The organism is Synechococcus sp. BA-124 BA4 (assembly GCF_034931165.1).
In genome coordinates this window covers 1-25,947 of the sequence record NZ_JAYGIA010000017.1, presented here as the reverse complement: position 1 = coordinate 25,947, position 25,947 = coordinate 1, and the positions used below count along the sequence as shown (strand labels likewise).

Sequence of the window (25,947 nt, the reverse complement as noted above, 5' to 3'; positions counted from 1 at the left end):
GGGCTGCCCGCAGCGGCGGTCCGAAGCTCGGCGAGCAGCTGCCGCCGGCGGTACGGATCCAGGGGTGCACCGGACTCTTGGGCGGCCGGCCAGGACAAGGCCGGGGCCTGCGGGGCCACGGCTGTCGAAGAAATGGCGGGGACGCCCGGTTCGACAAGCCGCTCGAGCCCGGCGCGGCTGACGGCGGCGCTGGCACGGCCGTCATCACGGCATGACAGGGGAATGGTGCGGCGGCGAAGGAGCCAGAACACCAGCAGGAGAGCCGCGGCGGCGGGAAGGGCCTGCTGCATCGGATTGAACTTTTATGTCGCAACGGCAGGCCGACAAAGCCTGCCCTGCAGTGATCTTTACAGTACCGGCGGTTGCTGTATTGGCCCGCGCCATGACTGGAGAATTCGCCGCCGCCTGGCTGCCGTCGATGTTCGTGCCCCTGGTGGGGATCCTCGGCCCTGCCGTGGCCATGGCCCTGCTGTTCAACGTGATCGAAGCGCGCGACTGAGCGCCTCGCCCGCTTTCTGCCTTCCGTCCCCCCCACGAGCCCGTCCATGACCGTGCACCCCGTGGCCGACCCCACCGTCGGCAATCTGGCCACCCCCGTCAACAGCAGTTACTTCACGAAGGCGTTCCTGAACGCCCTGCCCGCCTACCGACCGGCGCTTTCCCCCAACCGCCGCGGCCTGGAAGTGGGAATGGCCCACGGGTTCTTCCTCTACGGACCCTTCGCCATCACCGGCCCCCTCCGGCTCACGGAGTACGCCACCACCGCTGGCCTGCTGGCCACCATCGGCCTGGTGTCGATCCTCACGGTCTGCCTGTCGATCTACGGCACCGCGGGCAACGGCCCGAACGTGCAACCGCCCGACGTCACGATCGACACCCCCCCCGCCGATCTCTTCACCAAGGCCGGATGGGCCGAGTTCGCCAGCGGGTTCTGGCTGGGTGGCTGCGGTGGCGCCGCCTTCGCCTGGTTCCTGGCCGGCACCGCCCTGGTCTCCCCCCTGGTCGACCTCGCCGGTGGCGTCTGGAGTGTCGGCTGAGGCGCACTCTGTAACACCCTCACCCCACAACCCGCAAATCGAACCCGACAGGTTCGCCAGGCCCCGCTGCAGCGGGGCTTTTTTTGGGCGGAATGCCCTCTGATCGAGCCAGGAACCTCCAGCGCCCCTGCCAGGGCGGGCAGACTCCTCGGGCGTGCCCCGAGCTGACGGTTCGATGTCGGTCTCTGATCCTTTCCTTCGCCGACCGGTGCTCACCCTGGTGGTGAGCCTGCTGATCGTGATGGCCGGCCTGCTCAGCCTGCCGGGCCTGCAGGTGGAAAACCTTCCCCCGATCGCACCCGTGCGGGTGAACGTTCGCGCCACCTATCCCGGTGGCGGAGCCCTGGCGGTGGAGCAGGGGGTGACCACTCCACTGGAGCGGCAGCTGAACGGGTTGGATCGGCTGGAGAGCATCCGCTCCACCAGTTCCGCCAATGGCAGCTCGATCACCCTCACCTTCGAAGGGGGCAATCCCGAGCTCAACCAGATCAATGCCCAGAACGAAGCCGTTCTGGTGAACCGGCGGCTGCCACCCGAGGTGGCCCGTCTGGGGGTGCAGGTGCGCCGCAGCTCCGACGACCTGCTGATGGTGATCAGCTTCAGCACTCCGAAGGGCATGTATAGCGACGCCTTCCTGAGCGGCTGGCTGGACCAGCGGCTCAGGGATGAACTTCAGCGGGTGCCTGGAGTCGGCAACGTGGCCGTCGCCGGCGGCAGTGAACTGGCATTCAGGGTCTGGCTGGATCCGGTGGCCCTGGAGCAGCGCAACCTCACCATCACCGACATCGAAGACGCATTGGAGGAGCAGAACGTCCTCGCCGCCCTGGGCCAGGTGGGCGATGCCCCCAGCCCAGCCGGCCAGGAGATCACCCTGCCCCTCGAGATGGAGGGTCGGCTGCGCACCCCCGGCGAACTGGAGGGTCTGGTGGTGAGCCGGGCCAGCAACGGCGGGGTGGTGCAGCTCAGGGACGTGGGGCGGGTCGTGCTCGATGAGGAGAGTTTCGAGAGCACCGCCATGAACCTGGCAGGACAACCCACCCTGGCCGTGCTGATCTTCCAGCGTGACGGCAGCAATGCCCTGGAGGTGAGCAATGCCGTCAACGCAGCACTGAGCCGGCTGGAGCCCGACTTCCCGGTGGGTGTGGAACTGGAGCGCATCGTCGATGTGGCCGACAGTGTGCGCGAGAGCATCCAGCTCACCTGGGGCAGCCTGCGCGACGCCGTGCTGCTGGTGCTGCTGGTGCTGTTGCTGGCGCTGGGGAACAGCCGCCTGGCGGCCATCACCGCCGTGGCCGTGCCCGTGGCCCTGGTGGGAAGCTTCACGATCCTGCGGCTGACGGACAGTTCGATCAACACCCTCAGCCTCTTCGGCATGGTGCTGGCCACAGGCCTGGTGGTGGATGACGCGATCGTGGTCAGCGAAGACATCGGCCGCCGGCTCGAGCTGGGGGAACCACCCTGGCGGGCTGCTCATAACGCCATGCAGGAGCTGGGCAGTGCGGTGATCGCCACTTCGCTGGTGCTGGTGGTGGTCTTCCTGCCGGTGCTGGCGATGCCCGGCAGCGTGGGCCGGCTCTACCAGCCGATCGCGATCACGATCAGCGCCACGATCCTCTTCTCCACCATCAATGCCCTCACCTTCACGCCTGTGGCTTCCAGCTGGCTGCTGCAGCACGGCTGGAAGGAACCTCACTGGCTGCGCCGACTGCTGGATCGGCCCCAACGCTGGATCCATCGGCTCGGAGAGCACTACGGCCGGGCCCTGGATCGCAGTTTTCGCTGGCGGCGCCGCATCCTGCTCGGGCTGCTGGGCGGCCTGATCCTGGCGGGCTGGGGACTGGGGCAACTGCCGACGGCTTTCATTCCCCAGGAAGACGACAGTCAGATCCGCGGAGTGGTGGTCCTGCCTGGCGGGGCATCGATCCAACGCACCGAAGCCGTCATGGAGCAGGTGCGACAGCTGGTGACCAGCGAGCCTCTGGTACGGGTCGGCAACTTCTACTCAGGCCGCTCCTTCGGCGACAGTGCACCGAACCGGGGGATCTTCTTTCTGCGCCTGAAGCCGCTGCAGGAGCGTGGCTCCCGGGCCGAAGACAGCAGTGAAGCGGTGGCCGAGCGGCTCTCCAAACGACTGCGCAGTTCCATCAGCGATGCAACGGTGCTGGTGAGCGTCCCACCGGTGGTGAGGGGCTTCAGCAGTGAGGGGGGACTGGAACTGGAACTGCTGGATCTCAGCGGCGGGCGTCTCAGTCTGAGCGAATTCGAGCAGATCACCCGCGAGTTCATCGCCGCCGCCAACGCCACGGGCGACTTCCAGCGGGTGGGGACACGTTTCAGTGCCGATTCACCGCAACTGCGCCTGCAGCCCGATCGGCTGCGCATGGCGTCGCTGGGTGTGGACCTCGACACGGTGGTGAAGACCCTGGGTGCCAGTTTCGGCAGCAGCTACGTCAACGACACCTTCGAAGGCGAGCGGGTCAGGCGGGTGATCGTGCAACTGGATGGGGCCTTCCGCCGCACGGCCGAGGACGTGCTGGCCCTTGAGGTGCGCAGCCGGGAAGGGAACCTGGTTCCCCTGCGTGAACTGGTGTCGCTGCAGCAGGACAGTGGCCCGACGGTCATCAACCACAGCCGGCTGGCACGATCGATCACCGTGCAGGCTCTGCCCAAGGCAGGTCTGAGCACAGGTCAGGCGATCCAGACGCTGGAGCAGGTGAAGCAAGAGCTGGCCAATCCCGTGATCGCCCTGGAGTGGGTTGGGCTCGCCAAGGAGGAACGCCAGGCGGGAGGACGCACCTGGCAACTGTTCGCCCTGGGGATGGCCGTGGTGTTCCTGGTGCTGGCCGGGCTCTACGAGAGTTTTCTCGACCCACTGATCATCCTGATCACGGTGCCCCTGGCCCTGCTCGGCGCCCTGCTTGGCCTGGCTGGCCGAGGGCTCTTCCTGGACATCTATGCCCAGGTGGGCATGCTCGTGCTGGTGAGCCTGGCCGCCAAGAACGGCATCCTCATCGTTGAGTTCGCCAACCAGCGCCTGAAGGAAGGCCAGGGCCTACGCGAGGCGGTGGAAGAAGCGGCCATCAGCCGCCTGCGCCCGATTCTGCTCACGGCGCTCTCTTCGCTCGCCGGATTCCTGCCCCTGCTGCTGGCCACCGGGGCTGGTGCCGCCAGCCGCATCAGCATCGGCACGGTTGTGTTCTTCGGGCTGCTGGTGTCCACCGGCCTGACGCTGTTCGTCGTGCCGGTGGTGTACCTGGAGGTGAAATTGCTGGAGGGACGCCGCTGGTGGCCCAGGACTAAGGAGCCATGAAAAAACCCCCGGAGAAGCTCCGGGGGCTGGTTGTTTGAGGTGCGTCCCTCGGGGTGGTTGATCGCTGGGATCAGCCGAATTTGCCTGAGGTGGAAGCGATCAGGAAAGCGCCGTAGGTGAGGATGTAGCCCACGGTGAAGTGAGCCAGACCAACCACACGGGCCTGCACGATCGAGAGCGCCACGGGCTTGTCGCGCCAGCCAACCAGGTTGGCGAGCGGGGTGCGCTGGTGTGCCCAGACGATGGTTTCAATCAGCTCCTGCCAGTAACCGCGCCAGGAGATGAGGAACATGAAACCGGTGGCCCACACTAGGTGACCGAAGAGGAACATCCAGGCCCAGACGGCCAGGTTGTTCGAGCCGAACGGGTTGTACCCGTTGATCAGCTGGGAGCTGTTCAGCCAGAGGTAGTCACGGAACCAGCCCATCAGGTAGGTGCTGGATTCGTTGAACTGAGCCACGTTGCCCTGCCAGATGGCGAGGTGCTTCCAGTGCCAGTAGAAGGTGACCCAACCCACGGTGTTCAGGGCCCAGAAGACCGACAGGTAGAAGGCGTCCCAGGCTGAGATGTCGCAGGTGCCACCACGGCCGGGGCCGTCGCAGGGGAAGGAATAGCCGAAGTCCTTTTTGTCGGGCATCAGCTTGGAACCCCGGGCATCCAGGGCACCCTTCACCAGGATCAAGGTGGTGGTGTGCAGTCCAAGGGCGATGGCGTGGTGGACCAGGAAGTCACCAGGGCCGATCTGCAGGAACACATCCGTGCTGCCGTTGATGGCATCCAACCAGAAGTGATCGCCAGGGATGTTGGCCGAAGCCAGGCTGGCGGCACTGGCCGGGTTGGAGAGCAGAACGTCGAAGCCGTAGATGGCCTTGCCGCTCGCGGCCTGCACGAACTGGGCGAAGACCGGCTCCACCAGGATCTGCTTCTCGGGAGTACCGAAGGCAACGACCACATCGTTGTGGACGTAGAGACCAAGGGTGTGGAAACCGAGGAACAGGGAGACCCAGCTCAGGTGGCTGATGATCGCTTCCTTGTGCTCGAGCATCCGGGCCAGGACATTGTCCTTGTTGGCTTCGGGGTCGTAGTCACGGATGAAGAAGATCGCACCGTGGGCGAAGGCACCGCACATCAGGAAGATGGCGATGTACTGGTGGTGGGTGTACAGAGCAGCCTGTGTCGTGTAGTCCTTCGCGATGAAGGCATAGGACGGCAAGGCGTACATGTGCTGCGCCACCAGACTCGTGATCACCCCGAGGCTGGCCAGGGCCAGGCCCAGCTGGAAGTGCAGGGAGTTGTTGACGGTGTCGTAGAGACCCTTGTGTCCTGCACCGAGTGCACCGCCGAACGGGGTGCCCTTGGGGGGATTGTGGGCCTCAAGGATTTCGCGGATCGAGTGACCGATCCCGAAATTCGTCCGGTACATGTGACCGGCGATCACGAAGATCACGCCGATCGCCAGGTGGTGGTGGGCGATGTCGGTCAGCCAGAGCGCCTCGGTCTGGGGGTGGAAGCCGCCCAGGAAGGTGAGGATCGCCGTGCCTGAGCCCTCGGAGGTGCCGAACACCTGGTTGAGGGTGTCGGGATTCTCGGCGTAGACGCCCCAGTTGCCGGTGAAGAACGGAGCCAGACCGGCCGGGTGAGGCAGCACATTCAGGAAGTTGTCCCAACCGACGTGCTGACCGCGGGCTTCAGGAATGGCCACGTGAACCAGGTGACCGGTCCAGGCGATGGAGCTGAAGCCGAAGAGAACGGCGAGGTGGTGGTTGAGGCGTGATTCAGCGTTCTTGAACCAGGCCAGGGAAGGCCGGAACCTGGGCTGAAGGTGGAGCCAACCGGCGAACAGCGCCCAGGCCGACAGGATCATCATGAAGATGGAACCCTGATACAGCTCGGCGTTGGTCTTCATGCCGATGGTGTACCACCAGTGGTACAGACCGGAATACGCAATGTTGACCGGGGAGGTGGCTCCCGCCTGGGTGAAGGCGGTGATGGCCCCCTGGCCGAAGTGCGGATCCCAGATCGCGTGAGCGATGGGACGGACGTGCAGTGGATCGGCGACCCACTGTTCGAAGTTGCCCTGCCAGGCGATATGGAACAGGTTGCCCGAAACCCAGAGGCCGATGATCGCCAGATGACCGAAGTGAGTGGAGAAGAGCTTTTGGTAAAGCTTCTCCTCCGTCATTCCGTCGTGGCTCTCGAAGTCGTGAGCCGTGGCGATGCCGTACCAGATACGGCGGGTTGTCGGGTCCTGTGCCAGACCCTGGCTGAACGAAGGAAATTTCGTTGCCATTGGGAAAGGTCAGGTGTGAGGTCAGCCGACCGCGACGAGTCGGGCCAGGAAAAAGGACCAGGTGGTAGCGATACCTCCCAGCAGATAGTGGGCAACGCCTACGGCACGGCCCTGGGTGATGCTCAGCGCACGGGGCTGGATGGCGGGTGCCACCTTCAGCTTGTTGTGAGCCCAGACAATGGACTCGATGAGCTCCTGCCAGTAACCGCGGCCACTGAAGAGGAACATCAGGCTGAAGGCCCAGACGAAGTGGGCGCCGAGGAACATCAGGCCGTAAGCACTGGAGGAGGAGCCGTAGCTGTTGATCACCTGTGCGGCCTGAGCCCAGAGGAAATCACGCAGCCAGCCATTGATGGTGATGGCGCTCTGCGCGAAATTCCCATTCGTGATGTGCTGGACGCTGCCGTCCGCATTCACGGTTCCCCAGACATCGCTCTGCATCTTCCAGCTGAAGTGGAAGATCACGATGGACAGGGAGTTGTACATCCAGAAGAGGCCGAGGAACACGTGGTCCCAGGCCGACACCTGGCAGGTACCGCCACGGCCGGGGCCGTCGCAGGGGAAGCGGAAGCCCAGGTTGGCCTTGTCGGGGATCAGCCTGGAACTGCGGCTGTAGAGGACACCCTTCAGCAGGATCAGCACGGTGACGTGGATCGTGAAGGCGTGGATGTGGTGGACCATGAAGTCGGCCGTTCCCAGGGGGATCGGACCGGCAGCCACCTTGCCGCCGACGGCGACGACGGCACCGTTGAACACTTCGCTCACACCGGCCAGAGCATTCGGTGCGGTGGAACCGGCTGCAGCGGCGTGCAGACCCTGAATCCACTGAGCGAAAACGGGCTTCAGCTGAATGGCGGTGTCACTGAACATGTCCTGGGGACGTCCCAGGGCACGCATGGTGTCGTTGTGGATGTAGAGGCCGAAGCTGTGGAAGCCAAGCCAGATGCACACCCAGTTGAGGTGGCTGATCAGGGCATCACGGGCTTTGAGGACCCGATCCAGCACGTTGTCAACATGCTGGGCAGGGTCGTAATCGCGGATGAGCGCGATGGCCGCGTGGGCACCGGCGCCAACGATGATGAAACCGCCGATCCACATGTGGTGCGTGAAGATCGACAGCTGCGTTGGGTAGTCGATACCGATGTAGGGATAGGGCGGCATCGCATACATGTGATGCGCCACGATGATGCTCAGCGAACCGAGCAACGCCAGGTTCACGGCCAACTGGGCATGCCAGGAGGTGGTCATGAACTCGAACAGGCCATCGTGACCCTTCGGAGCCGGGAACAGCAGGGGATCACCCTTCTGGCCTTCGAGAATCTCCTTGATGCTGTGACCAATACCCCAGTTGGTGCGGTATTGATGTCCGGCGACGATGAACAGGACCGCGATCGCCAGGTGGTGATGGGCGATGTCGGTCATCCAGAGGCTGCCGGTGACAGGATTCAGCCCACCCTTGAAGGTGAGGAAGTCGCTGTAGGCGGCCCAGTTGCCGGTGAAGAAGGCTGAGAGACCCGCTCCGAATCCAGGGAACAACTGGGTCAGCAGATCCAGGTTCAGGAATTCATGGGGCAGGGGGATGTCCGCCACCGAAGCGATGGTCTTGCCGTCGAGCACCAGCGGCTTGCCGGCGTCGATGGCATCCATCAACTGAGTGGTGGGCAGGGACACGTGCAGCAGGTGCCCGGTCCAGGAGAGGGAGCCCAGGCCGAGGAGGCCAGCCAGGTGGTGGTTGAGCATGGACTCAACGTTCTGGAACCACTCGAGCTTGGGAGCTGCCTTGTGATAGTGGAAGACGCCGGCATTCAGCATCAGGCCAGCCATCACCAGGGCACCGATGGCGGTGCAGAGCAGCTGGAACTCACTGGTGAAGCCCCAGGCTCTCCAGACATGGAAGAGGCCTGAGGTGATCTGGATGCCGTGGAAGCCGGCACCCACATCGCCGTTGAGAATTTCCTGGCCGAAGATGGGCCAGACCACCTGGGCACTGGGTTTGACGTGCAGGGGGTCGGCCAGCCAGCCGGTGTAGTTGGAGAAGCGGGCACCGTGGTAGAAGGCGCCGCTCAGCCAGATGAAGATGACGGCCAGGTGGCCGAAGTGAGCGCTGAAGATCTTCCGGGAGACCTCTTCGAGATCGCTCGTGTGGCTGTCGAAGTCGTGAGCGTTGGCGTGGAGGTTCCAAACCCAGGTGGTGGTTTTGGGACCTTTGGCGAGGGTGCGGTCGAAATGGCCGGGCTTGCCGAACAGTTCGAAGGTGGCCGGGTTGTTCACCTGGTCGACCTGGGCCTTCGCCTTTTTCCCACGCTCTGGTGGGCTGATGGTCATCGAGACGTTCCTCGAGGGACGGAGTCGAGGTGGAGGTCCACCCCTCCGGACCGGGCCGAAAGGCCAGGCCGGTGGGCCTCACGGTTCCGCGGGCCGAGGCCCTTGGAACCATGGGCACCAGTGCGGAGTGGCTTCGAAAAAGGCCGAAAGCCGCTGCCAGCACTGGAGCTGGGGCCCCGATGAGGGGACCGCTGGCGGAAGTATAAGGGCGAGTTTCAAGCCCTCTGGGGGGTAAGTAACAAAGGTTCAATCCGGCACCACCCCTGTCTGGAACAGGGCTCTGCCCCAAGCTCCCTATCACTCATCGGCAGCGCGATGCTGCACTTTCTTTATCCAATTCCCGAAGGATTTGGGGATACATTCAGCATCATTTTTTACGGACCCGAAGCCCGCTGGGCAAACTGTCCCCATGGGTCCCGGCACCTGAGCCTGGGGCCGACATCGATCAGGAGCGATGCGCATGCTGGCGGCGGGGCTTCGAGGCCTGGGAGCGGTGCTGCTCTGCCTGGTCGTGTTGCTGAGTGGTGGCTGGAGTCTGCGGCCACGTCCCCAGGAGCCGCAGATCACCAGCACCGGTCCGGCCAGCTCCGGACGACTGAGGGAAGTGCCCCCACCCAAGGGCAGTCAGGCCCTGCGCCTGCGCCTGGCGGAGCATCAGCCCCGGCTGCGCATCCTGGCTCCAGCCGACGACTCCGTGCTCCCTCTCGCCCCCTGGTCGCTGGAGCTGGCCGTCGACGACTGGCCATTGGCCGATGCCGGCTCCCTGGGGCTCGGCGCCCACCTGGTGGTGCAGCTCGATGACCGGGAACCCCTGCGTCTGGGTCCCGAGGTCGCCACGACGCCTCTTACTAAGGACAACAGGCTGAGCCTGGCCATGGATCCCCTCAGGCCGGGCAGTCATCGCCTGACGGTCTATGCGGCCCGCCCCTGGGGTGAAGCGGTGAAGGATCCCGGCGCCTTCGTCCAGATCCGCCTCCACGGCCTGGCCGCCAACCCCCTCAGCCAACCCCGGCGGGGGAGCCCCCAGCTGGTGAGCAGCACCCCCACCGACCTGATCCATCACGAACCCGTCCTGATCGACTGGCTGCTGATTGACGCGCCGCTGCAGCGCCTCGACGGGGACGGGTCGCACTGGCGGCTGCGGGTCACCCTCAATGGAGACAGTTTCCAGGTGGACCGGCAGGAACCGCTGTGGCTCTCCGGTCTGCGCTCCGGCAGCAACCCACTGCAGCTGGAACTCCTCGACGGGTTGGGGGAACCGTTGAATCCACCTTTCAACAGCCTGGTTCAGAACCTGGACATTCGGCCTGAAGCCCCCCGTCCCTGGCAGACGGCAGCCCTCTCTGCGGAGGATCTGGAGCGTCTGCTGGGGGAGCGGCCAGGCGAGCCTTCTCCTGAACCGGAACCCCGGACGGAGCAGGATCTCAGGGATGAGGACGCGACCCGCGAGAGATCTCCAGCCCCCGGGCCACCGGAAGCTGCCAACACTGAGCGACCGACTGAAGAGGCGCCAACCGAACCAGAACCCTCGGACGACGCCGGCACCCTGGAGGAGGAGCCCGTCACGAAGGATCCGGCGGATCCGCCGGACGTTTCTGATTCACCAGAGCCTCTGACCACGCCTGAATCCACGGAACAGCCGACCGTCGCGGAACCGCCCCCGGGCCCATCCCCTGAGGAGGCCTCCTCGGAGGAGTCCTCAGGGGAGTCGGTGGCCGAGCCCGAGATGGCCTCGGAAGCGGAGACCTCGGCGCAGGAGCGGCTGCGTGCCAGGTTCGGGGGATGAGTGATTCCATCTGTTGGGGACTGGCCCTGAGCAGGGCCGGTGCCCCCGTGCTCGAGCGCCTGGATCAGGGCGGGCTGCTGATGGCCCGTGCAGAACCTGGGGCCGGGGCGGCTGAGCTGCTCCGCCGCCACTGGAGCGGCGCGTCGGCCTTTGTGGTGGTGGGGGCCTGCGGGGCGGTGACCCGGCTGGTGGCCCCACTGCTCCAGGGCAAGGAGCACGACCCGGCGGTGGTGGTGGTGGATCCCCAGGGGCGTTTCGCCATCCCCCTGCTGGGGGGGCATGGGGCCGGGGCCGAGCAGCTCAGCCAGAGGGTGGCCGCCCTGCTGGGGGGCGAAGCGGTGCTCACGGGCGGCAGCAGTGGAGGCGGCAGCCTGGCCCTCGACAGCTTCGGGCTGGCCTGGGGCTGGCGGAAGGGCCTGGGCGACTGGAGCGCGCTGATGAAAGCCGTGGCCCGGGGCGAGAGGATCGCCGTGCGGCAGGAGAACGGTTGCAGCGACTGGCAGGGGCTGCAGGCTGCCGCGACCCTGCTACAGCCCCAGGCAGAAACGCCCAAGGAACCGGCCCTCGCCGAGAGCCCTCCGCTGCAGCTGGTGATCAGCCCACGCAGGGGTCCCGGCTGCCGCTGGCATCCCCCCAGCCTCTGGCTGGGCCTCGGCTGCGAGCGCGACACCAGCCTCAGCCTGTTGGAGCGACTGCTGGAGCAGGCCCTCGATGACACCCAGCTGGCTCCTGAAGCTGTCGCCGGGCTGGCGAGCATCGACCGCAAGGGCGATGAGCCGGCACTGCTGGAGCTGGCCCGCCGCCATCAGTGGCCGCTGCGTCTGTTCAGTGCCGAGGCCCTGGCGGCGGTGCCGGTGCCCAGCCCGTCAGAGGCGGTGCTCCGGGAAATGGGCACCGCCAGCGTGGCTGAAGCGGCCGCTCTGCTGGCCTCCTCCCCCCAGCCGGACCTGCTGCTGGAGAAGCGCATCGAGCGGGCCCGGCCTGGGGAACGGGGAGCCGCCACCCTGGCTGTGGCCCAGACGGGAGGGCAGTGGGCCCCGCAGCGGGGGCGGATCCATCTGGTGGGCAGCGGCCCCGGCCGGCTGGATCTGCTCACCCCTGAAGCTCGCCTCGCCCTGGCCGAGAGCACCGTCTGGGTGGGCTACAGCCTCTACCTGGACCTGCTGGAGCCCCTGCGGCGACCCGACCAGCTGCGCCGCGACGGAAGGCTGACCGAAGAGCGGGACCGCTGCCGGCTGGCCCTGGAGCTGGCCGATGCCGGGCTGAGCGTGGCCCTGGTGTCGTCAGGTGACAGCGGCATCTACGGCATGGCCGGGCTGGCCCTGGAGCTCTGGCTGGAGCGGGCGCCTGCGGAGAGACCCGCGTTCAGCGTGCATCCGGGCCTCTCGGCCCTGCAGGTGGCTGCGGCGCGGGCCGGGGCGCCGCTGATGCACGATTTCTGCACGATCAGCCTGAGCGACCGTCTCACCCCCTGGGCGACGATCGAAAAACGATTGCGGGCGGCCACCAGCGGAGATTTCGTTGTGGCGCTCTACAACCCCCGCTCGCTGGGCCGCGACTGGCAGCTGGGCCGGGCCAGGGAGCTGCTGCTGGAGGGGCGCAGCGCCGAAACCCCTGTGGTGCTGGCACGCCAGCTGGGACGGGCTGAGGAGAGCGTGCAGCTGCACAGCCTCGGGGACCTGCCCCTGGATCAGGTGGACATGCTCAGCCTTGTGCTGGTGGGCAACAGCACCTCCCGCCGTCAGGACGGGATGATGGTGACGCCACGGGGCTACCCGGGCGCCGAACTGTGCTGAAGGGCTCCGGGACGCCATCGCTCCCGGAGCTCAGCGATCGGGATGACAGGATTCGAACCTGCGGCCCCTTCGTCCCGAACGAAGTGCGCTACCAAGCTGCGCCACATCCCGCCATGAGGGACTTTAGGGGATGACCGTCGCCTGCTCCGGGCGGCATAGGGTTTCTAAAGTCTGGATCCAGCAGCCCTGCCGCGATGGCTCCGGACGCCATGCTCAAACCCGACTGGTTACGGGTCAAGGCGCCGCAGCGGGAGCGGATCGGTGCCGTGGCCGACCTGCTGGTGGACCTGAAGCTCAACACCGTCTGCCAGGAGGCCAGCTGTCCGAACATCGGCGAATGCTTCGCCGGCGGCACCGCCACCTTTCTGATCATGGGTCCGGGCTGCACCCGGGCCTGTCCCTACTGCGACATCGACTTCGACAGGAGCGTGAGGGCCCTCGACCCCAGCGAGCCGGAGCGGCTGGGGGAGGCGGTGGCCCGCATGGGCCTCTCCCACGTGGTCATCACCTCGGTGAACCGCGATGACCTCGAGGACGGGGGCGCCAGCCAGTTCGTGGCCTGCATGGAGGAGGTGCGTCGTCGCTCCGCCGGCACAACGATCGAGCTGCTGATCCCGGACCTCTGCGGGAACTGGGACGCCCTGGCCGCTGTCATGGCGGGGGCTCCGGACGTGCTCAACCACAACATCGAAACGGTGCCGAGGCTGTACCGGCATGTTCGGCCTCAGGGCCTCTACCCGCGCTCCCTGGAGCTTCTGCGTCGGGTCCACCAGGACTGGCCAAGGACCTACACCAAATCGGGGCTCATGGTGGGCCTGGGCGAAACCGACAGCGAGGTGCTGGAAGTGATGGCGGATCTGCGAGCCCAGGCCGTCGACATCGTGACGATCGGTCAGTACCTCTCCCCCGGAGCGAAGCATCTGGCCGTTCAGCGGTTCGTGACGCCCGATCGGTTCGATCACTTCCGCCACGAAGGGGAAAGGCGGCTGGGGTTCCTGCAGGTCGTCAGCTCACCACTCACCCGCAGCAGCTATCACGCCGGAGAAGTGCAGCGGCTGATGCGCACCCATCCGCGCTGAGCACAGCCAGGACTCAGGCGTCCGCTCCGGCCAGGGTCCAGGGTCCTTCCGGCCCCGAAGGTGCATCCAGTCACAGTTCCCCCCTCACCGGACATGGCTCATTCATCCACCAGCGGGATACTTGAGGCTCACTCACGCCGTATTGCAACTCTTCCAATGAAACGCCTCCTTCTGACCCTCGCCGCCCTCGGAGCAACAGCCCTCCTGGTTCCCCTCGACTCCACCGCCGCCAGGGCCGACACCACCATCACCGGCCGCGGCGGTCGCACCATCACCCGCTCCGCCGTGCGCCAGCCCGGCTCCACCAACGCGCGGTGGACCGACCGCCAGGGCCGCACCTACACCCAGACCTCCACCTACGGGGGCGGCAAAGGCAACACCACCATCACCGGCCCCGGCGGTCGCACCGTCACCCGCTCCGCCGAGCGCACACCGGGTTCCACAGAAGCCACGTGGACTGACAGGCAGGGCCGCACTTACACCCAGACCTCCACCTACGGGGATGGGGAAGGCAACACCACCATCACCGGCCCCGGCGGTCGCACCGTCACCCGCTCCGCCGAGCGCTCACCGGATTCCACCGAGGTCGAGTGGACCGATCGCCAGGGTCGCACCACCACCCGGGAAACCACCTACGGCAAGGGCAATCGTTCCACGGTCGTCACGGGTCCGGGCGGACGTTCCACCATGCGTGTCGTCGAGCGCCAGCCTGGATCCACCCAGATCGAATGGACCGGCCAGGGAGGGCGCACCCACAGCCGGAACTCCACCTGGGGAGGCTTCTGACTGAGGTGAGCCGGGGTCCCTGTCCCGTCAGGGGTTGAACGCTTCGCGGCGCAACCGGGCAGGGCATGGGGCCTCGAGCTCCAGCTCCCCACCATCGGGCAGGGGCAGTCTGAGCTGATGGGCATGGAGGCAATAGCCCCCGTCGCCGGGCCGCCTGCCTGGATGGGCGTCTCCACCAGAAAGGAAGAGGGGATCCCCCAGCAACGGGGCACCCACACTGGCCAGATGGATCCGGATCTGATGCGGACGACCCGTGCCGATCGTCACGGCCACCAGGCTGGCATCACCACGCCGCTCCAGCAGGGTGAGACGACTGATCGCCGGCAGCGACCGGCCCCCGCCCGCTGACTCCTGCGTCGCCCAGATCTGGCCCAGGAGCGGATGGGGCCGACGGCCGATCGGCGTGGTGATCTCCAGGCACTCTCCTGGGGCCAGGGCGAGGGGCAGGGGAGCCGTCAGGGCCCTGTAGGTCTTGAGGCAGCTCCGGCAAGGCCAGTCGCGCGGTCGGCCCTGGTCGTGATCACTGCGGATCTCGCCCCCAACCACGCGCAGGGTGTCTGCCGTGCTCTCGCGCAGCAGGGCGCTCAGCCAGGACCGCAGCCGGGGAGAACGGGCACAGACCAGCAGACCGGAGGTGTGCCGGCCGAGCCGGTGCACCGGCCTCGGCACACCGCCATGGGCCAGGCCCCCGCTGCCGGCCTGAGCGAAGCGGCGCTCCAGGAGGTGCAGCACGGTGTGCTCCAGCCAGCCGCCGCCCGGCAGAACCGGCAGGCCGCTGGGCTTGTCGATCACATACAGATCGCCATCGTCGAACACGACCGGCCAGCTTGCCGGTACAGCCTCCTCCAGCCAGGGGGGCCGACGCCAGGCCAGGCGATCACCCTCGGCCAGTGGTCGATCAGCCCGGAGCGCCTCGCCGTTGCACCTGATCTCGCCGGCCTCCAGCCGCCGCATCCACGCCTCCCGATCGGAATGCCGGTAGCGGGCCGCATAGAACGCACTCAGCCAGTGCCCGCGCTCGGAGGGGCCGACCCGGTCGCGGTAGGTCCAGCCCTGGTTGAGTCGGGCCGGCAACCAACCCGTCAGGACGGGGTCCCCAGGTGGCCCGTCAGTCAACCAGGCCGTTCTCGAGGGCGTAGCGCACCAGTTCAGTGCGGCTGGTGGTGCCGGTCTTGGTGAACAGGCGGCTCACGTACTTCTCGACATTGCGGATCGAGGTTTCCAGGCGGCGGGCGATCTCCTTGTTCATCAGTCCTTCGGCCACCAGCTGGAGCACGCTCGCCTCCCTGGGGGTGAAGGAATGGGTGGCCGGTGTGGCGCTCTTGTGGGATCCCGTCTGCTGCAGGAGGGAGCGGATCTCGGTGATCTGCCGCGCCATCTGGCCGATGTCGGCATCGGCGTAGCGGGCCGCCTCGGCCAGCAGCCGCTCCTGTCTGCGCACCACGTTGCGAACCCGGGCCACCAGCTCATCGGGATCGAAGGGCTTGGGGATGTAGTCGTCGACCCCGGCCTGGAAGCCCTCGATCCGGTCGGCCGTCATCCCCTTGGCAGTGAGAAAGATCACCGGAGTGCCCCCCAGCCGCTCGTCGCCCCTCAGTCGCCTGAGCAGTCCATAGCCATCAAGGCGAGGCATCATCACGTCGCTGATCACCAGGTCGGGGATCAGCTCCTGGGCTGCCGTCCAGCCTTCCTCGCCGTCGTTGGCGGTGGTGACATCGAAGCCTTCGTCCTCCAGGTAGGCCTGCACGGCCGTGCGCAGACCGGGCTCGTCATCGACCAGCAGCAGACGGGCCGGGGCCGGCGGGCTGATCGGCTCCTCGGCGCTGTTCTCCTCTTCCGGCCTGCTGGCGGACTCGTGCTGACTCATGAACCGGCTGGCGTTGGGAGGAATCTATCCAGGCCCGCACGGCGGTCAGAGGTTGGAGGCGGGCACCACCTGCTCCCGCTCCACCCGGTTGCCGCTGTAGCCCAGCTGACGGGCCAGGCCGCGCAGGCTGTTGGGGTCCTTGCCGGCCTGCTCCGGGAAACAGGTGGCCCACCAGACCAGATGGTCGATGCGGTTGGCCGGTGTGACCACGCCGCCGGGATTGAGTTCGCGCAGGATCAGGCTGCGGCCATCGTTGGTGACCCGCAGCGGCGCCGAGGGCGAGCACTGGACCGTCTCGGAGCGGACCTTGACATCGTTGGGCAGCTCCTCCCACACCTTGATCCGCCAGACCTGGGGCTGGACGGGATCGGCGGTGATGCCGAACACCCCCAGGGCCTGCTTGCCGTCGGCAATGTCCCGCTCCAGCAGAAGGGCCATCCCGGCGGGGCGATTCTGATCCGGGCGCAGGAAAACGCTCTGGGCGTCGACTGAGGGCATGGAGGTCAGCCCCGCAGGCGCCAGGGTGGCGAGGGCAGCAGCCAGGAGCCGTAGTCGCGAGATGGAAGCCATCGGCTGGTTCATGGCAGCTGGGTTGTCAGCATGGAACGGTTCCGCGGGGATGGGAAGGAGGGATGGCCACCATCTATCTGGACCATCAGGCCACCACACCCTGTGATCCAGCGGTGGTGAGTGCGATGGCGCCCTACTGGAGCGAGCTGTTCGCCAACCCCTCCAGTCGCTCCCACCGTCCTGGCCTGGAGGCGGCCGCGGCGGTGGCGCAGGCCCGCAGCAGCCTGGCCCGGCAGCTGGGTGTGGCCCCGGAGCAGGTGGTGTTCACCAGTGGGGCCACGGAGGCGAACAACCTGGCGATCAAGGGGCTGGTGGAGGCCCGCCGCCAGCGGGGCCGCCACCTGATCACCCTGGCCACGGAGCACCGTGCGGTGCTGGAGCCCCTGCGCTATCTGGCGGGCCACGGATTCGATCTCACCGTGCTGCCGGTGCGGCGCGATGGGCTGGTGGACCTGAATCGCCTCAGCGAGGCCCTGCGTGACGACACGCTGCTGGTGTGCGTGATGGCCGCCAACAACGAGATCGGCGTGCTGCAGCCCCTCGACGCCATCCGGGAGCTCTGCCTTGGGCGGGGCATCGCGCTGCACAGCGATGGAGCCCAGATCTTCGGGAATCGCCCGTTCAGTCCAGGCGAGCTGGGCCTCGACCTGTTCAGCCTCAGCGGACACAAGATCTACGGACCCAAGGGCATCGGTGCCCTGGTGCTCGCTGAAGGGATGATCCTGGCCCCCCAGCAGCACGGCGGTGGCCAGGAAGGGGGCCTGCGGGGTGGGACGCTGCCGGTTCCCCTGATCGTGGGACTGCAGCGAGCGGCGGAGCTGGCCAGCCGCGACCGGGAGGCGCGACTGGAGCGCCTGGGCAAGTTGCGCGACCAGCTGCTGGCGGGTCTGCTGGAGCTGGGAGGGGTGCGGGTGAACGGCAGCCTCGAGCACCGTCTCGCCCACAACCTCAACGTTCATCTGGAGGGGGTGGATGGCAACCAGCTGCACCGGTCCCTGCGGAGGCAGCTGGCGGTGAGCGGAGGCTCGGCCTGCAGCAGCGGCAGCCCCTCACACGTGCTGGCAGCTCTGGGGCTGACCCCAGCCGAAGCGGCGGCCTCGATCCGGTTCGGGCTCGGACGCCCCACCACGTCCGAGGAGATCGACCAGGCGGTTGAGGTGGTGGCCGGGGTCCTGCGAGAGCTGCGGCGCTGACCGGAAAGCCTTCCCTTGCCGGGGCCACCGACGGGCTGCCGGGAGCCCCGCCGGGCGCGAGCCTGCTGCGGCCGCACGGCGTCAACCCGGCAGCAGCAGCCGGCTGAGCAGAACGAACCCCGCCACTCCGGCCAGGGCCAGCAGGAACTGGGCCACCCGGCTCACGAGCATCCCGGTGACCACGGCCAGCCCCACCAGCAGGGAACGGCGCAGCCGCAGCAGGCCCAGGGGCCCGAGCGAGGTGGGAGCCGTCAGAAGTTCACCCAGGGAGGCCCCCAGCAAAGGGCCGAGCAGGGCGCCCAGCAGTGGTCCCCCCACCGGCAGCGCCGGTAACAGCCCCAGCAGACCCACCAGCAAGCCCAGGCCGGCCCCCACATAGGCCCAGCGGGTGGCCTGGAGCCTGGCCGCCCCAAGGGTCACGCCGAGCAGATCCGCTCCCCAGCCCAGCAGCAGGATCAGAGCAGCCAGAAGGAACTCCGGCCAGGTGCCGGCCCAGCCCTCGGCCCAGACCCAGACCGCCGCCCCCAGCGGCAGGAAGATCAGCCCCGGCAGGATGGGCAGCAGCGTTCCGGGGATGGCCATCAGCTGGATGCTGAACGCAATCCACCAGAACAGGTCACTGCGATCCATCAGCGCTGCCCCGGGACAGGGTCCGCCGAACGCCGGCGGGCCATCCTGAACTTCGCTGAACGGCTGCGGGGATTGCGCTCCGCCTCCTGGTCATCGGCCACCAGGGGCCTGCGGGTCAGACGCTCAAGGCGGTCATCGCCCAGGAACGCTGTCTTCACCCGCCGGTCCTCGAGGGAGTGGAAACTGATCACACCGAACAGTCCACCAGGCGTCAGCCAGTCGGGGGCCTCGTGAAGCAGGCGCTCGAGCGACCCGAGTTCGTCGTTCACAGCGATGCGCAGGGCCTGGAAGGTGCGGGTGGCGGCATGGATGCGGCCATGGCGGCCCTTGGGGGGATAGCAGCCGGCCACCAGATAGGCCAGAGCAGCCGTGCCCCGACCCGAGCCCTGCCAGGGACGGGCCTCGACGATACGGCGGGCGATCCGCCGCGACAGCCTCTCCTCGCCATAGGCGTAGATGAGATCGGCCAGGTCCTTCTCCTCCAGACGGTCGATCAGCTCAGCGGCGGACTCGCCCTCAGCGTTGTTCATGCGCATGTCGAGGGGGCCATCCAGGCGGAAGCTGAAGCCCCGCTCAGGCCGATCCAGCTGGGGGCTGCTCACCCCCAGATCGGCCAGCACCCCCACCAGGGGCCCGCTGGGGGTGTAGGTGGCGAAGTTGGAGGCCACCAGGCTGACCCGATCAGCAAAAGGTGCCAGCCGCTCGGCTGCCGCCTCCAGGGCCGAGGGATCCTGATCGAGGCCGATCAGGCGCAATCCCGGATGAGCCGCCAGCAAGAGGGCGCTGTGGCCACCGCCACCCACGGTGGCATCCAGCAGAGTTCCTTCACAGGGCAAGTCGGTAAAGCCGGCTACCACGGCAGCGGCCAGAACCGGCAGGTGATCGAACGTCTGCTGCATGGGTTCCTTCCTAAGATCCGCACGTCCGCTTCCGAGACCTCCGGCCCATGACGCAACTGGAAACGCGCACGGAGCCGATGGTGGTCAACTTCGGGCCCCATCACCCCTCCATGCACGGGGTGCTGCGGCTGGTGGTGACCCTCGATGGCGAAGACGTGGTGGACTGCGAGCCGGTGATCGGCTACCTGCACCGCGGCATGGAGAAGATCGCCGAGAACCGCACGAACGTGATGTTCGTGCCCTATGTGAGCCGCTGGGACTACGCGGCCGGCATGTTCAACGAGGCGATCACGGTCAACGCTCCCGAGAAGCTGGCCAGCATCCAGGTGCCGAAACGCGCCAGCTACATCCGTGTGCTGATGCTGGAGCTGAACCGCATCGCCAACCATCTGCTCTGGCTTGGCCCGTTCCTGGCCGATGTGGGCGCCCAGACCCCCTTCTTCTACATCTTCCGTGAGCGGGAGATGATCTACGACCTCTGGGAAGCTGCCACCGGACAGCGGCTGATCAACAACAACTACTTCCGCATCGGTGGGGTTGCCGCCGATCTGCCCTACGGCTGGCTGGAAAAGTGCCTCGACTTCTGCGATTATTTCGGCCCAAAGATCGACGAATACGAGAAACTGATCACCAATAACCCCATCTTCAAACGCCGCATTGAGGGACTGGGGGTGATCAGCCGTGAGATGGCCATCAACTGGAGCCTTTCGGGCCCGATGCTGCGTGCCTCCGGCGTGCCCTGGGACCTGAGAAAGATCGACAAGTACGAGTGCTACGACGATTTCGAGTGGGACGTGGCCTGGGAGAAGGAGGGCGACTGCTACGCCCGCTATCGGGTGAGGATCGAGGAGATGCGCCAGTCGCTGAAGATCCTGCGCCAGGCCTGCACAGCCATCCCCGGCGGCCCCACCGAAAACCTGGAGGCCCAGAGGATGAACGAGGGCAAGAAGAGCTCCTGGTATGACTTCGACTACCAATATGTGGCCAAGAAAGTGGCCCCAACCTTCAAGATCCCCGGCGGTGAGCTCTACGCCAGGGTGGAATCGGGTAAAGGCGAACTGGGCGTGTTCATCATGGGCAATGATGATGTCACCCCCTGGCGTTGGAAGATCCGGGCTGCCGATTTCAACAATCTGCAGATCCTGCCCCACATCCTCACCGGGGCCAAGGTGGCCGACATCATGGCGATCCTGGGCTCGATCGACGTGATCATGGGCTCGGTGGACCGCTGAGCGCAGACGGCAGTCGGCGGCGGGGACGAGGCCGGCGAAGCCGCTGGCTCAATCAGTTGCGCCGGTGCGGCATCGCTGGACCTGCGTTGCTCACCGGCTACCTCTGGCTGAAGGGCTGGCATCCGGCCCTGCCTGGACTGAGCTGTCCACTGAGGGCACTCACGGGCCTTCCGTGCCCCACCTGCTTCCTGACTCGCGCCACGGCCGCGGCCCTGAATGGCCGGTTCTCGGAGTCGGTGGACCTGCACGCCTTCGGGCCGATCGCCGCTGCCGCCCTGCTGGCATGGTCGGCGCAGGCTCTCTGGACCCGGCGGCTTGTGCCCCAGGAATTGAAGGGCACCCACCTGGGCGTGGTGACACTGCTGCTTCTGCTCTACTGGGCTGGGCGGATGAGCCTCACCTATGGAGTCGGCATTGCCGCCTTCCCAGACACCTGAAACCGACCCCAGCAGAGTTCAGGAATGGGTCAACAGATACTGGCCGTTGCCATTGAATTCACCATCACAGCTGCTGAAGATTGTCCCGAGCAAGAGGAGATAAAAGCGCCATATACGCCGAAATCTTGCATAGTCCATGCCATAGTCCAATTGGCTGACCACATCCTGGGAGGCGTCAAATCGATTCAGCCAGGCAGTGAGCGTCTGGTGGTAGTTGGTTCCATTCATGTACCATTTCTGAATGGTTTTGAGGTCACGATCATGGCTGGGAATAGCGTCATGATTCCAGTAGCGCCCATGAGGGAAAATATACTTGTGGGTGAAGCCCGACGACATATTATTGGGAATCCTAACCGTGATGATATGAATCAATGTCTTCCCACCGGGTTCAAGCAAGCTGGCCAGCTTTCGGAAAGCTCGCGTCAGATTGCCGACATGGCAGAAGACGCCAACGGAGATGATCTTGGTAAACTTTTCGGGTAATTCCACTTCATTGAGATCACCCTCAATCAGGGTGAATCTTCCCGAGCTCAATTGACTGTTCGGGTCCTTCATCTTCCCACGCATGTACGCACATTGCTGCCGACTCAGATTGACTCCCGTGCAGCGCAGATTGGGAAACTTTGAAAGGATGTAATTGGGAACGCAACCCCAGCCACAGCCAAAATCAAGGAGATTGTCTCCATCGACAATACCCAGACGCTCAATCATCTGATCAATCATGTGCCGTTGCGATTCTTCCAGATCCTTGGCGCCATGCTCCCAGAATCCAGTGCTATACTTTGGGTAAATAGGCTCCCAATCGCCCAGCATTCGATTCAGCATCTCTTGGGGGCGATCATACTGAATTTCCATCAGTTCCCTGGATGACTCTGCAATCCGATCCGATTCCTCCAGCACCCAGTCATACGGAGCCAACAGGCCGGGGAAGTGGCGGAACAGAATGGGCATGGAGGCGTGGACCATCCCTCGGAACAGCGAGTCGGGAATTTCCAGACCGTTGATGTAGGCCTCCGCCATGGCCATCTGGGCCTGGTTGAAGGCTCCTGCCATCAGACGGGTTCCTCTGTAGCCGAGGGAGTGACTGGCTTCCCTGGACTGGGGCTCGGTCTGAACCGCCGACAGAGTGCCAGCTGGATCAACAATCGAACGTGTCATCTGTGAACATCCAAAAAGCAGGACTGGACCAGCGACCTCTGCCCGGGAAAGCATGAGTTGCGCATCTGAAACCCCTTGCTGCCTGGGCCGCCGCTTACCGTCTGTTCAAAGCATTGCTCTCAAAAACCGCCTTGACCAGCAAGGCTGAAAAATGACATTTTCTGTCATCATCAGCTTGGGCACCGGGTGCTCCGGAGACGTGGGATCATGGGCTTGAGCAAGACATAACGGGAGACCCAAGTTCAAGGCAAGCCAAGACTTGAATCAAGCGGCAACACCATGACCAGCGATCTCATGGGCAGCGGGCCGGCCCCAATCGATCCCTCCGGGTGGTTGCTGCTTCACCGAAGGGTGCGTTTCGGCGAGACCGATGCCGCCGGAGTGATGCATTTCCACCAACTGCTGCGCTGGTGCCATGAGGCCTATGAGGAGAGCCTCGAAGCCTTCGGGATCTCAGCCGCCGTCATCTTCCCCACCCCCGGCCGGCCCCCTGAGACCCACGACACCGTCGACGCCGGTCCAGCGACAGTGGCTCTGCCGATCGTGCATTGCCGTGCCGACTTCCTGGCACCCCTGGTGTGCGGCGATCCGCTGGCGATCGTCCTCGCTCCACGACGGCTCGCGGCCGGACGTTTCGAGGTGAGCTACAGCTTCACGTGCCTCGCTGGCCCCAGCCGCCCGGTGGCCCGGGGCCTCACCCAGCACGTGGCCATCGAGGCGAGCAGCCGGAGGCGCTGCGCACTGCCGGAGCCGATCGAGCGCTGGCTGGAGGCCTCAGCCGGAGCGGAATGATCTGCTCAGAGGATCGGCGAGCGGCGGGAGAGCGCCCAGAGCAGGGCCGCCATCTGCAACGGCAGCAGGCTGGCGACAAGGCTGAGCGGATGAAAGCCATCCTCCACAGCCACCCCCGCCAGGGAGAAGCTGACCGTGGCGGCCAGGCCGATCAGCAGCGTCAAGCCAAGGCGACCGGACAGTCCCGGTGCACGCAGGTTGAGGACGCCGGCCCGGGGAGGCGTGAGGCCGCGGCCAGCCATCAGAACCACTCCCTCTTGGCGTCGATGTAGGTGGCTTTGAACTCTTCGGGGGTTTTGGTGAGGTAGATGATTCCCTCGATCAGGCCAATCACCCCCATCACGAAGCTGGCAATGCCACAGGTGACCACACCTCCGGCAACGGACACCACCAGCATGATCACGCCCGACGTGGTGTAGCCGAGCACGAACTTGTGGATCCCGAAGGCGACCAGAAAGATTCCAAGCAGCCCCGCGGCAAGCTTCTTGTTGGAGAGTTCCGGATCAGCGGACGAGGTCATCCAGAAGGTGCGACTGACCAGCTTTAGCGGACTTCTGCAGCCGCGTCATCGGCGCCGGCTGCTCCGTCACAGGTCTGGAGCAGCCAGCCGCTCCAGCGCGCCCGCTCCCACTTGCCAAGGACGTTGGGCGCCAGCTCAGGGCAGGCCAGCCAGCGCTGGGGGCGTTGGGCGGGGGGAAGCCGTTGAGCCAGCCGCTGGCAATCGGCGATCAGGGCCGCGGTGGTGGCGGTTTCCGTCTCAGGCCCTGGCGGACCTGAGACACCGCGGTGACGCACCAGAGCCACCAGGCGCTGGCCCCAGAGGGGATCGGGGCTGGGCAGCAGCAGCACCTGGGCCAGGGGGACCCCCTCCGCCAGGGCCCAGCCCAGCAGCCGGGCCTCCACCTGCTCCGGAAAAACGGTTTCACCGCCGCTGCTGATCGCCCCATCCACCCGTCCCAGAATCTCGAGGCCGGCGGGGCCGACGCGGGCCCCATCGCCACTCCGCCACCAGGCCCCCTCCCGCTCCAGCGGCTGCAGCTGTCCAGCCTCCAGACAGCCGGGGCTGAGCCGTCCGGTGCGCACCAGCAGGGCACCGTCGGGGTCAAGCCGCAGCTGCACATCGGCCAGGGGCTGGCCACAGCCGCCTTCTCCCTCCAGGAAGCGCTCCGGAGGCAGGGCCGCCACCATCGCGGCGGTTTCGCTGGCGCCATAACAGGGCGACAGCCGGATCTCAGCCGCGCGGGCCCGGGCAGCCAACTCAGCAGACAGCGCCGCACCTCCGACCCAGACCACGGCGCAGCTCCGCAGCCAGGCGCAGCCCTCCGCTGCGGCCAGCAGCCGCTCCAGCTGGGTGGGCACCAGGGAGAGCAGCGCCCCGCGGTCGGCTGGGAGGGGACATGCCGCCGCCAGCTCCCGGGGCCGGCGCATCAGCCCCGGGGGCAACCAGCACCTGGGGGTTCCCCAGACCCGGCTCCTCACCAGGGGCATCAGACCGCTGACGTGATGGAGCGGGAGGGGGTTGAGCTGCAGCGTCGCGGAAGGATCGAGCCCGATCGCCTGCAACCACTGCCCGGTGGCGACCGCTGAGGCCTCCAGGTGAGTCAGGGGCTGCAGGCACCAGCGGCGGCGACCGGCGCTGCCACCACTGCCCACCACCACACCGGCCCCGGTCAGGGGCGATCCAACCAGGGCATCCCCAAGCAGCTCCCGCTCCTGCTCGGCGCAGAGGCCCACCAGGCGCTGTTCACGCCAGGCCTGCTCCAGGTCCGCCACCAGGTCCTCGGCCGGCGCGGCGCTGGTGAGCAGCAGAGGGAAAGCCATCAGCGCTGAACCCGGACCTAGGCCGCTCGGGCGCGGCGGGCGGCAATCCCCGCCTCCACCGCCGTGACACCGGCCAGGAGCAGCAGGCCAAGCAGACCCACCAACTGCTGGCGTGGGTCGTCCTGGGCGCCCAGATCGGCCCCGTCCCCCCGGCCCAGCACCAGCCCCAACGCGAACCAGCTGGTGCTCACGGCCGAGGTGATCCAGTAGGCCCGCCAGCGCCGCTGATAGATGTAGCCGGTGCCCAGACCGGGCACCAGGTTGAGGACCACGGCCACCCAGGGGGCCGAGGCCGCGAGGGTGTCCTGTTTGCTGAGGCTCATCGCGGTGGCGGTGTCGTTCCCGCCAACTCTGGCGGCTCCCTCCAGCTGTCGGCGGCCGCGGCCCAGACGCGCTCGGGGTCGGAACCGGCGAGATCCCCGCTGGCCTCCCAGCCCGGGGCCAGGCCCGGCGCCGCGGGGGTGGGTCCTCCCGCCTGAAGAGCGGCCAGGTGGTGCAGCCAGCGGCGGCCGATGCCGGTCTCGAAGCCTGTGCTCAGCATCAGCCGGGGCCTCCCCGCCTGAAGCTGCGCCAGCAGGCGCCGGGGATCTCCCTCCTGGGAGGGCCGTCGCACCTGCCAGCCGCTCCAGCGGTCGCGCAGGCCTGGATCCTGCGCCAGCGACTCATCCAGCGCCACCGGCAGGGCCGGGGGACCAGCGGCCAGGGCGAGCAGACCGGCGTGATCGGCGGGATCCAGCGGCTGCTCCAGCCACTCCAGGCGAGGATCCGTCGCCAGCCGCCGCGCCCAGGCAATCTCCGCCGCGCACGTGCAGGCGCCGGTCGCCGATGCGGTATTCGCCCTCACCCGCCAGTATGACGAATATCTCGTCGGAGACGTGATGGCGGTGGTACGGAAACGCAATCTTCCCCGGCGCCACGACGTGCAGCATGCAGCCCAGC

At 66.6% G+C, this 25,947-nt stretch carries 24 protein-coding genes, 1 tRNA gene and 2 pseudogenes; 11 read left to right on the top strand and 16 right to left on the bottom strand.

All coding sequences use genetic code 11. From position 1 onward, the window contains the following. The coding region (locus VB734_RS02960) for a hypothetical protein (protein ID WP_323242918.1) at positions 1 to 290 on the bottom strand (290 nt) is incomplete at its 3' end. 92 nt (positions 291 to 382) lie between these two features. Here VB734_RS02960 and VB734_RS02955 point away from each other — a divergent pair. The 3 genes from VB734_RS02955 to VB734_RS02945 all read left to right on the top strand — a co-directional run bounded on the left by VB734_RS02955 (position 383) and on the right by VB734_RS02945 (position 4,347). Continuing rightward, positions 383 to 499 (top strand): photosystem I reaction center subunit VIII, encoded by a 117-nt coding sequence (locus VB734_RS02955; protein WP_197162095.1) that lies wholly within the window; start codon positions 383 to 385, stop codon positions 497 to 499. A 46-nt stretch (positions 500 to 545) separates the two neighbouring features. Continuing rightward, positions 546 to 1,037: a photosystem I reaction center subunit XI gene (locus tag VB734_RS02950; RefSeq protein WP_197162094.1), complete on the top strand. Its 492-nt coding sequence runs from the start codon at positions 546 to 548 to the stop codon at positions 1,035 to 1,037. A gap of 175 nt (positions 1,038 to 1,212) precedes the next feature. Beyond that, on the top strand, positions 1,213 to 4,347 hold the full coding sequence (locus tag VB734_RS02945; protein ID WP_197162093.1) for an efflux RND transporter permease subunit: 3,135 nt from the start codon (positions 1,213 to 1,215) through the stop codon (positions 4,345 to 4,347). Between the two features lie 70 nt (positions 4,348 to 4,417). Here the strand turns inward: VB734_RS02945 and psaB are convergent, their stop codons facing one another. Both psaB and psaA read right to left on the bottom strand, forming a co-directional pair. Beyond that, entirely contained in the window at positions 4,418 to 6,637 is a 2,220-nt protein-coding gene (psaB, locus tag VB734_RS02940; protein ID WP_197162092.1) for a photosystem I core protein PsaB, read from the bottom strand. 21 nt (positions 6,638 to 6,658) lie between these two features. Further along, on the bottom strand, positions 6,659 to 8,962 hold the full coding sequence (gene psaA, locus VB734_RS02935; RefSeq protein WP_197162091.1) for a photosystem I core protein PsaA: 2,304 nt from the start codon (positions 8,960 to 8,962) through the stop codon (positions 6,659 to 6,661). 454 nt (positions 8,963 to 9,416) lie between these two features. Here psaA and VB734_RS02930 point away from each other — a divergent pair, with 454 nt between their 5' ends. Further along, positions 9,417 to 10,748, top strand: coding sequence for a hypothetical protein (locus tag VB734_RS02930; protein ID WP_322782311.1), 1,332 nt, complete (start codon positions 9,417 to 9,419; stop codon positions 10,746 to 10,748). After that, complete coding sequence (gene cobJ, locus VB734_RS02925) at positions 10,745 to 12,544, top strand: precorrin-3B C(17)-methyltransferase (protein WP_322782310.1); 1,800 nt, start codon at positions 10,745 to 10,747, stop codon at positions 12,542 to 12,544. The genes VB734_RS02930 and cobJ overlap by 4 nt, the downstream gene beginning before the upstream one ends. Before the next feature lie 37 nt (positions 12,545 to 12,581). On the opposite strand, the gene VB734_RS02920 is transcribed toward cobJ, so the two are convergent. Continuing rightward, a tRNA-Pro gene (locus tag VB734_RS02920) sits at positions 12,582 to 12,655 on the bottom strand. Between the two features lie 98 nt (positions 12,656 to 12,753). Here VB734_RS02920 and lipA point away from each other — a divergent pair. Both lipA and VB734_RS02910 read left to right on the top strand, forming a co-directional pair. Next, a complete protein-coding gene (gene lipA / locus VB734_RS02915) occupies positions 12,754 to 13,623 on the top strand; it encodes a lipoyl synthase (protein WP_322782639.1) in 870 nt (289 codons plus the stop codon). 156 nt (positions 13,624 to 13,779) lie between these two features. Then, on the top strand, positions 13,780 to 14,409 hold the full coding sequence (locus tag VB734_RS02910) for a hypothetical protein (protein WP_197162086.1): 630 nt from the start codon (positions 13,780 to 13,782) through the stop codon (positions 14,407 to 14,409). 27 nt (positions 14,410 to 14,436) lie between these two features. Here the strand turns inward: VB734_RS02910 and VB734_RS02905 are convergent, their stop codons facing one another. The 3 genes from VB734_RS02905 to VB734_RS02895 are packed head-to-tail and all read right to left on the bottom strand — an operon-like array spanning position 14,437 to position 16,846. Next, on the bottom strand, positions 14,437 to 15,483 hold the full coding sequence (locus VB734_RS02905) for a pseudouridine synthase (protein ID WP_197162084.1): 1,047 nt from the start codon (positions 15,481 to 15,483) through the stop codon (positions 14,437 to 14,439). A gap of 34 nt (positions 15,484 to 15,517) precedes the next feature. Beyond that, positions 15,518 to 16,276: a response regulator transcription factor gene (locus VB734_RS02900; protein WP_231594565.1), complete on the bottom strand. Its 759-nt coding sequence runs from the start codon at positions 16,274 to 16,276 to the stop codon at positions 15,518 to 15,520. 45 nt (positions 16,277 to 16,321) lie between these two features. After that, on the bottom strand, positions 16,322 to 16,846 hold the full coding sequence (locus tag VB734_RS02895) for a hypothetical protein (RefSeq protein WP_231594564.1): 525 nt from the start codon (positions 16,844 to 16,846) through the stop codon (positions 16,322 to 16,324). Positions 16,847 to 16,908: 62 nt separating this feature from the next. On the opposite strand from VB734_RS02895, the gene VB734_RS02890 reads away from it, so the two are divergent. Further along, positions 16,909 to 18,039 carry a cysteine desulfurase family protein gene (locus tag VB734_RS02890; RefSeq protein ID WP_197162082.1) on the top strand — a complete coding sequence of 377 codons (1,131 nt, stop codon included), beginning with the start codon at positions 16,909 to 16,911 and terminating at the stop codon, positions 18,037 to 18,039. 81 nt (positions 18,040 to 18,120) lie between these two features. On the opposite strand, the gene VB734_RS02885 is transcribed toward VB734_RS02890, so the two are convergent. Together VB734_RS02885 and rsmH are read right to left on the bottom strand one after the other, a co-directional pair. Further along, the gene (locus VB734_RS02885) at positions 18,121 to 18,669 is read right to left on the bottom strand and encodes a DUF456 family protein (RefSeq protein ID WP_006173306.1); all 549 of its coding nucleotides are present in this window, start codon (positions 18,667 to 18,669) and stop codon (positions 18,121 to 18,123) included. Continuing rightward, on the bottom strand, positions 18,669 to 19,568 hold the full coding sequence (gene rsmH / locus VB734_RS02880) for a 16S rRNA (cytosine(1402)-N(4))-methyltransferase RsmH (protein ID WP_197162081.1): 900 nt from the start codon (positions 19,566 to 19,568) through the stop codon (positions 18,669 to 18,671). Before rsmH ends, VB734_RS02885 begins: the two co-directional genes overlap by 1 nt. A 47-nt stretch (positions 19,569 to 19,615) precedes the next feature. Between rsmH and VB734_RS02875 the strand changes: the two genes are divergently transcribed. Both VB734_RS02875 and VB734_RS02870 read left to right on the top strand, forming a co-directional pair. Next, the gene (locus tag VB734_RS02875) at positions 19,616 to 20,800 is read left to right on the top strand and encodes an NAD(P)H-quinone oxidoreductase subunit H (protein ID WP_197162080.1); all 1,185 of its coding nucleotides are present in this window, start codon (positions 19,616 to 19,618) and stop codon (positions 20,798 to 20,800) included. Between the two features lie 86 nt (positions 20,801 to 20,886). After that, positions 20,887 to 21,237: a DUF2752 domain-containing protein gene (locus tag VB734_RS02870; RefSeq protein WP_231594563.1), complete on the top strand. Its 351-nt coding sequence runs from the start codon at positions 20,887 to 20,889 to the stop codon at positions 21,235 to 21,237. Between the two features lie 18 nt (positions 21,238 to 21,255). Here VB734_RS02870 and VB734_RS02865 read toward each other — a convergent pair whose 3' ends face one another. Beyond that, entirely contained in the window at positions 21,256 to 22,395 is a 1,140-nt protein-coding gene (locus VB734_RS02865) for an SAM-dependent methyltransferase (protein ID WP_197162078.1), read from the bottom strand. Positions 22,396 to 22,710: 315 nt separating this feature from the next. Between VB734_RS02865 and VB734_RS02860 the strand changes: the two genes are divergently transcribed. Next, complete coding sequence (locus VB734_RS02860) at positions 22,711 to 23,187, top strand: thioesterase family protein (protein ID WP_322782638.1); 477 nt, start codon at positions 22,711 to 22,713, stop codon at positions 23,185 to 23,187. Positions 23,188 to 23,192: 5 nt separating this feature from the next. Here VB734_RS02860 and VB734_RS02855 read toward each other — a convergent pair whose 3' ends face one another. From VB734_RS02855 to VB734_RS14625, 6 genes and pseudogenes are all read right to left on the bottom strand, one after another. Next, positions 23,193 to 23,429 (bottom strand): hypothetical protein, encoded by a 237-nt coding sequence (locus tag VB734_RS02855; protein ID WP_197167588.1) that lies wholly within the window; start codon positions 23,427 to 23,429, stop codon positions 23,193 to 23,195. Further along, positions 23,429 to 23,707, bottom strand: a complete 279-nt coding sequence (locus VB734_RS02850; RefSeq protein WP_322782309.1) for a TM2 domain-containing protein — start codon at positions 23,705 to 23,707, stop codon at positions 23,429 to 23,431. Before VB734_RS02850 ends, VB734_RS02855 begins: the two co-directional genes overlap by 1 nt. A gap of 23 nt (positions 23,708 to 23,730) precedes the next feature. Further along, positions 23,731 to 25,008 (bottom strand): AMP-binding protein, encoded by a 1,278-nt coding sequence (locus VB734_RS02845; protein ID WP_197162075.1) that lies wholly within the window; start codon positions 25,006 to 25,008, stop codon positions 23,731 to 23,733. A gap of 17 nt (positions 25,009 to 25,025) precedes the next feature. Next, positions 25,026 to 25,331: a hypothetical protein gene (locus tag VB734_RS02840; protein WP_197162074.1), complete on the bottom strand. Its 306-nt coding sequence runs from the start codon at positions 25,329 to 25,331 to the stop codon at positions 25,026 to 25,028. Beyond that, positions 25,328 to 25,795, bottom strand: a pseudogene (locus VB734_RS02835) (o-succinylbenzoate synthase); the annotation flags it as partial. The gene VB734_RS02840 and the pseudogene VB734_RS02835, both read right to left, overlap by 4 nt. Before the next feature lie 43 nt (positions 25,796 to 25,838). Then, positions 25,839 to 25,937 (bottom strand): annotated as a pseudogene (locus tag VB734_RS14625) (cupin domain-containing protein); the annotation flags it as partial. Positions 25,938 to 25,947: the final 10 nt, after the last annotated feature.

Coding starts and splice junctions, on each gene's coding strand:
- VB734_RS02955 (WP_197162095.1), top strand. CDS start 383: ATGACTGGAGAATTCGCCGCCGCCTGGCTGCCGTCGATGTTCGTGCCC.
- VB734_RS02950 (WP_197162094.1), top strand. CDS start 546: ATGACCGTGCACCCCGTGGCCGACCCCACCGTCGGCAATCTGGCCACC.
- VB734_RS02945 (WP_197162093.1), top strand. CDS start 1,213: ATGTCGGTCTCTGATCCTTTCCTTCGCCGACCGGTGCTCACCCTGGTG.
- psaB (WP_197162092.1), bottom strand. CDS start 6,637: ATGGCAACGAAATTTCCTTCGTTCAGCCAGGGTCTGGCACAGGACCCG.
- psaA (WP_197162091.1), bottom strand. CDS start 8,962: ATGACCATCAGCCCACCAGAGCGTGGGAAAAAGGCGAAGGCCCAGGTC.
- VB734_RS02930 (WP_322782311.1), top strand. CDS start 9,417: ATGCGCATGCTGGCGGCGGGGCTTCGAGGCCTGGGAGCGGTGCTGCTC.
- cobJ (WP_322782310.1), top strand. CDS start 10,745: ATGAGTGATTCCATCTGTTGGGGACTGGCCCTGAGCAGGGCCGGTGCC.
- lipA (WP_322782639.1), top strand. CDS start 12,754: ATGCTCAAACCCGACTGGTTACGGGTCAAGGCGCCGCAGCGGGAGCGG.
- VB734_RS02910 (WP_197162086.1), top strand. CDS start 13,780: ATGAAACGCCTCCTTCTGACCCTCGCCGCCCTCGGAGCAACAGCCCTC.
- VB734_RS02900 (WP_231594565.1), bottom strand. CDS start 16,276: ATGAGTCAGCACGAGTCCGCCAGCAGGCCGGAAGAGGAGAACAGCGCC.
- VB734_RS02895 (WP_231594564.1), bottom strand. CDS start 16,846: ATGGCTTCCATCTCGCGACTACGGCTCCTGGCTGCTGCCCTCGCCACC.
- VB734_RS02890 (WP_197162082.1), top strand. CDS start 16,909: ATGGCCACCATCTATCTGGACCATCAGGCCACCACACCCTGTGATCCA.
- VB734_RS02885 (WP_006173306.1), bottom strand. CDS start 18,669: ATGGATCGCAGTGACCTGTTCTGGTGGATTGCGTTCAGCATCCAGCTG.
- rsmH (WP_197162081.1), bottom strand. CDS start 19,568: ATGCAGCAGACGTTCGATCACCTGCCGGTTCTGGCCGCTGCCGTGGTA.
- VB734_RS02875 (WP_197162080.1), top strand. CDS start 19,616: ATGACGCAACTGGAAACGCGCACGGAGCCGATGGTGGTCAACTTCGGG.
- VB734_RS02865 (WP_197162078.1), bottom strand. CDS start 22,395: ATGACACGTTCGATTGTTGATCCAGCTGGCACTCTGTCGGCGGTTCAG.
- VB734_RS02855 (WP_197167588.1), bottom strand. CDS start 23,429: ATGGCTGGCCGCGGCCTCACGCCTCCCCGGGCCGGCGTCCTCAACCTG.
- VB734_RS02850 (WP_322782309.1), bottom strand. CDS start 23,707: ATGACCTCGTCCGCTGATCCGGAACTCTCCAACAAGAAGCTTGCCGCG.
- VB734_RS02845 (WP_197162075.1), bottom strand. CDS start 25,008: ATGGCTTTCCCTCTGCTGCTCACCAGCGCCGCGCCGGCCGAGGACCTG.
- VB734_RS02840 (WP_197162074.1), bottom strand. CDS start 25,331: ATGAGCCTCAGCAAACAGGACACCCTCGCGGCCTCGGCCCCCTGGGTG.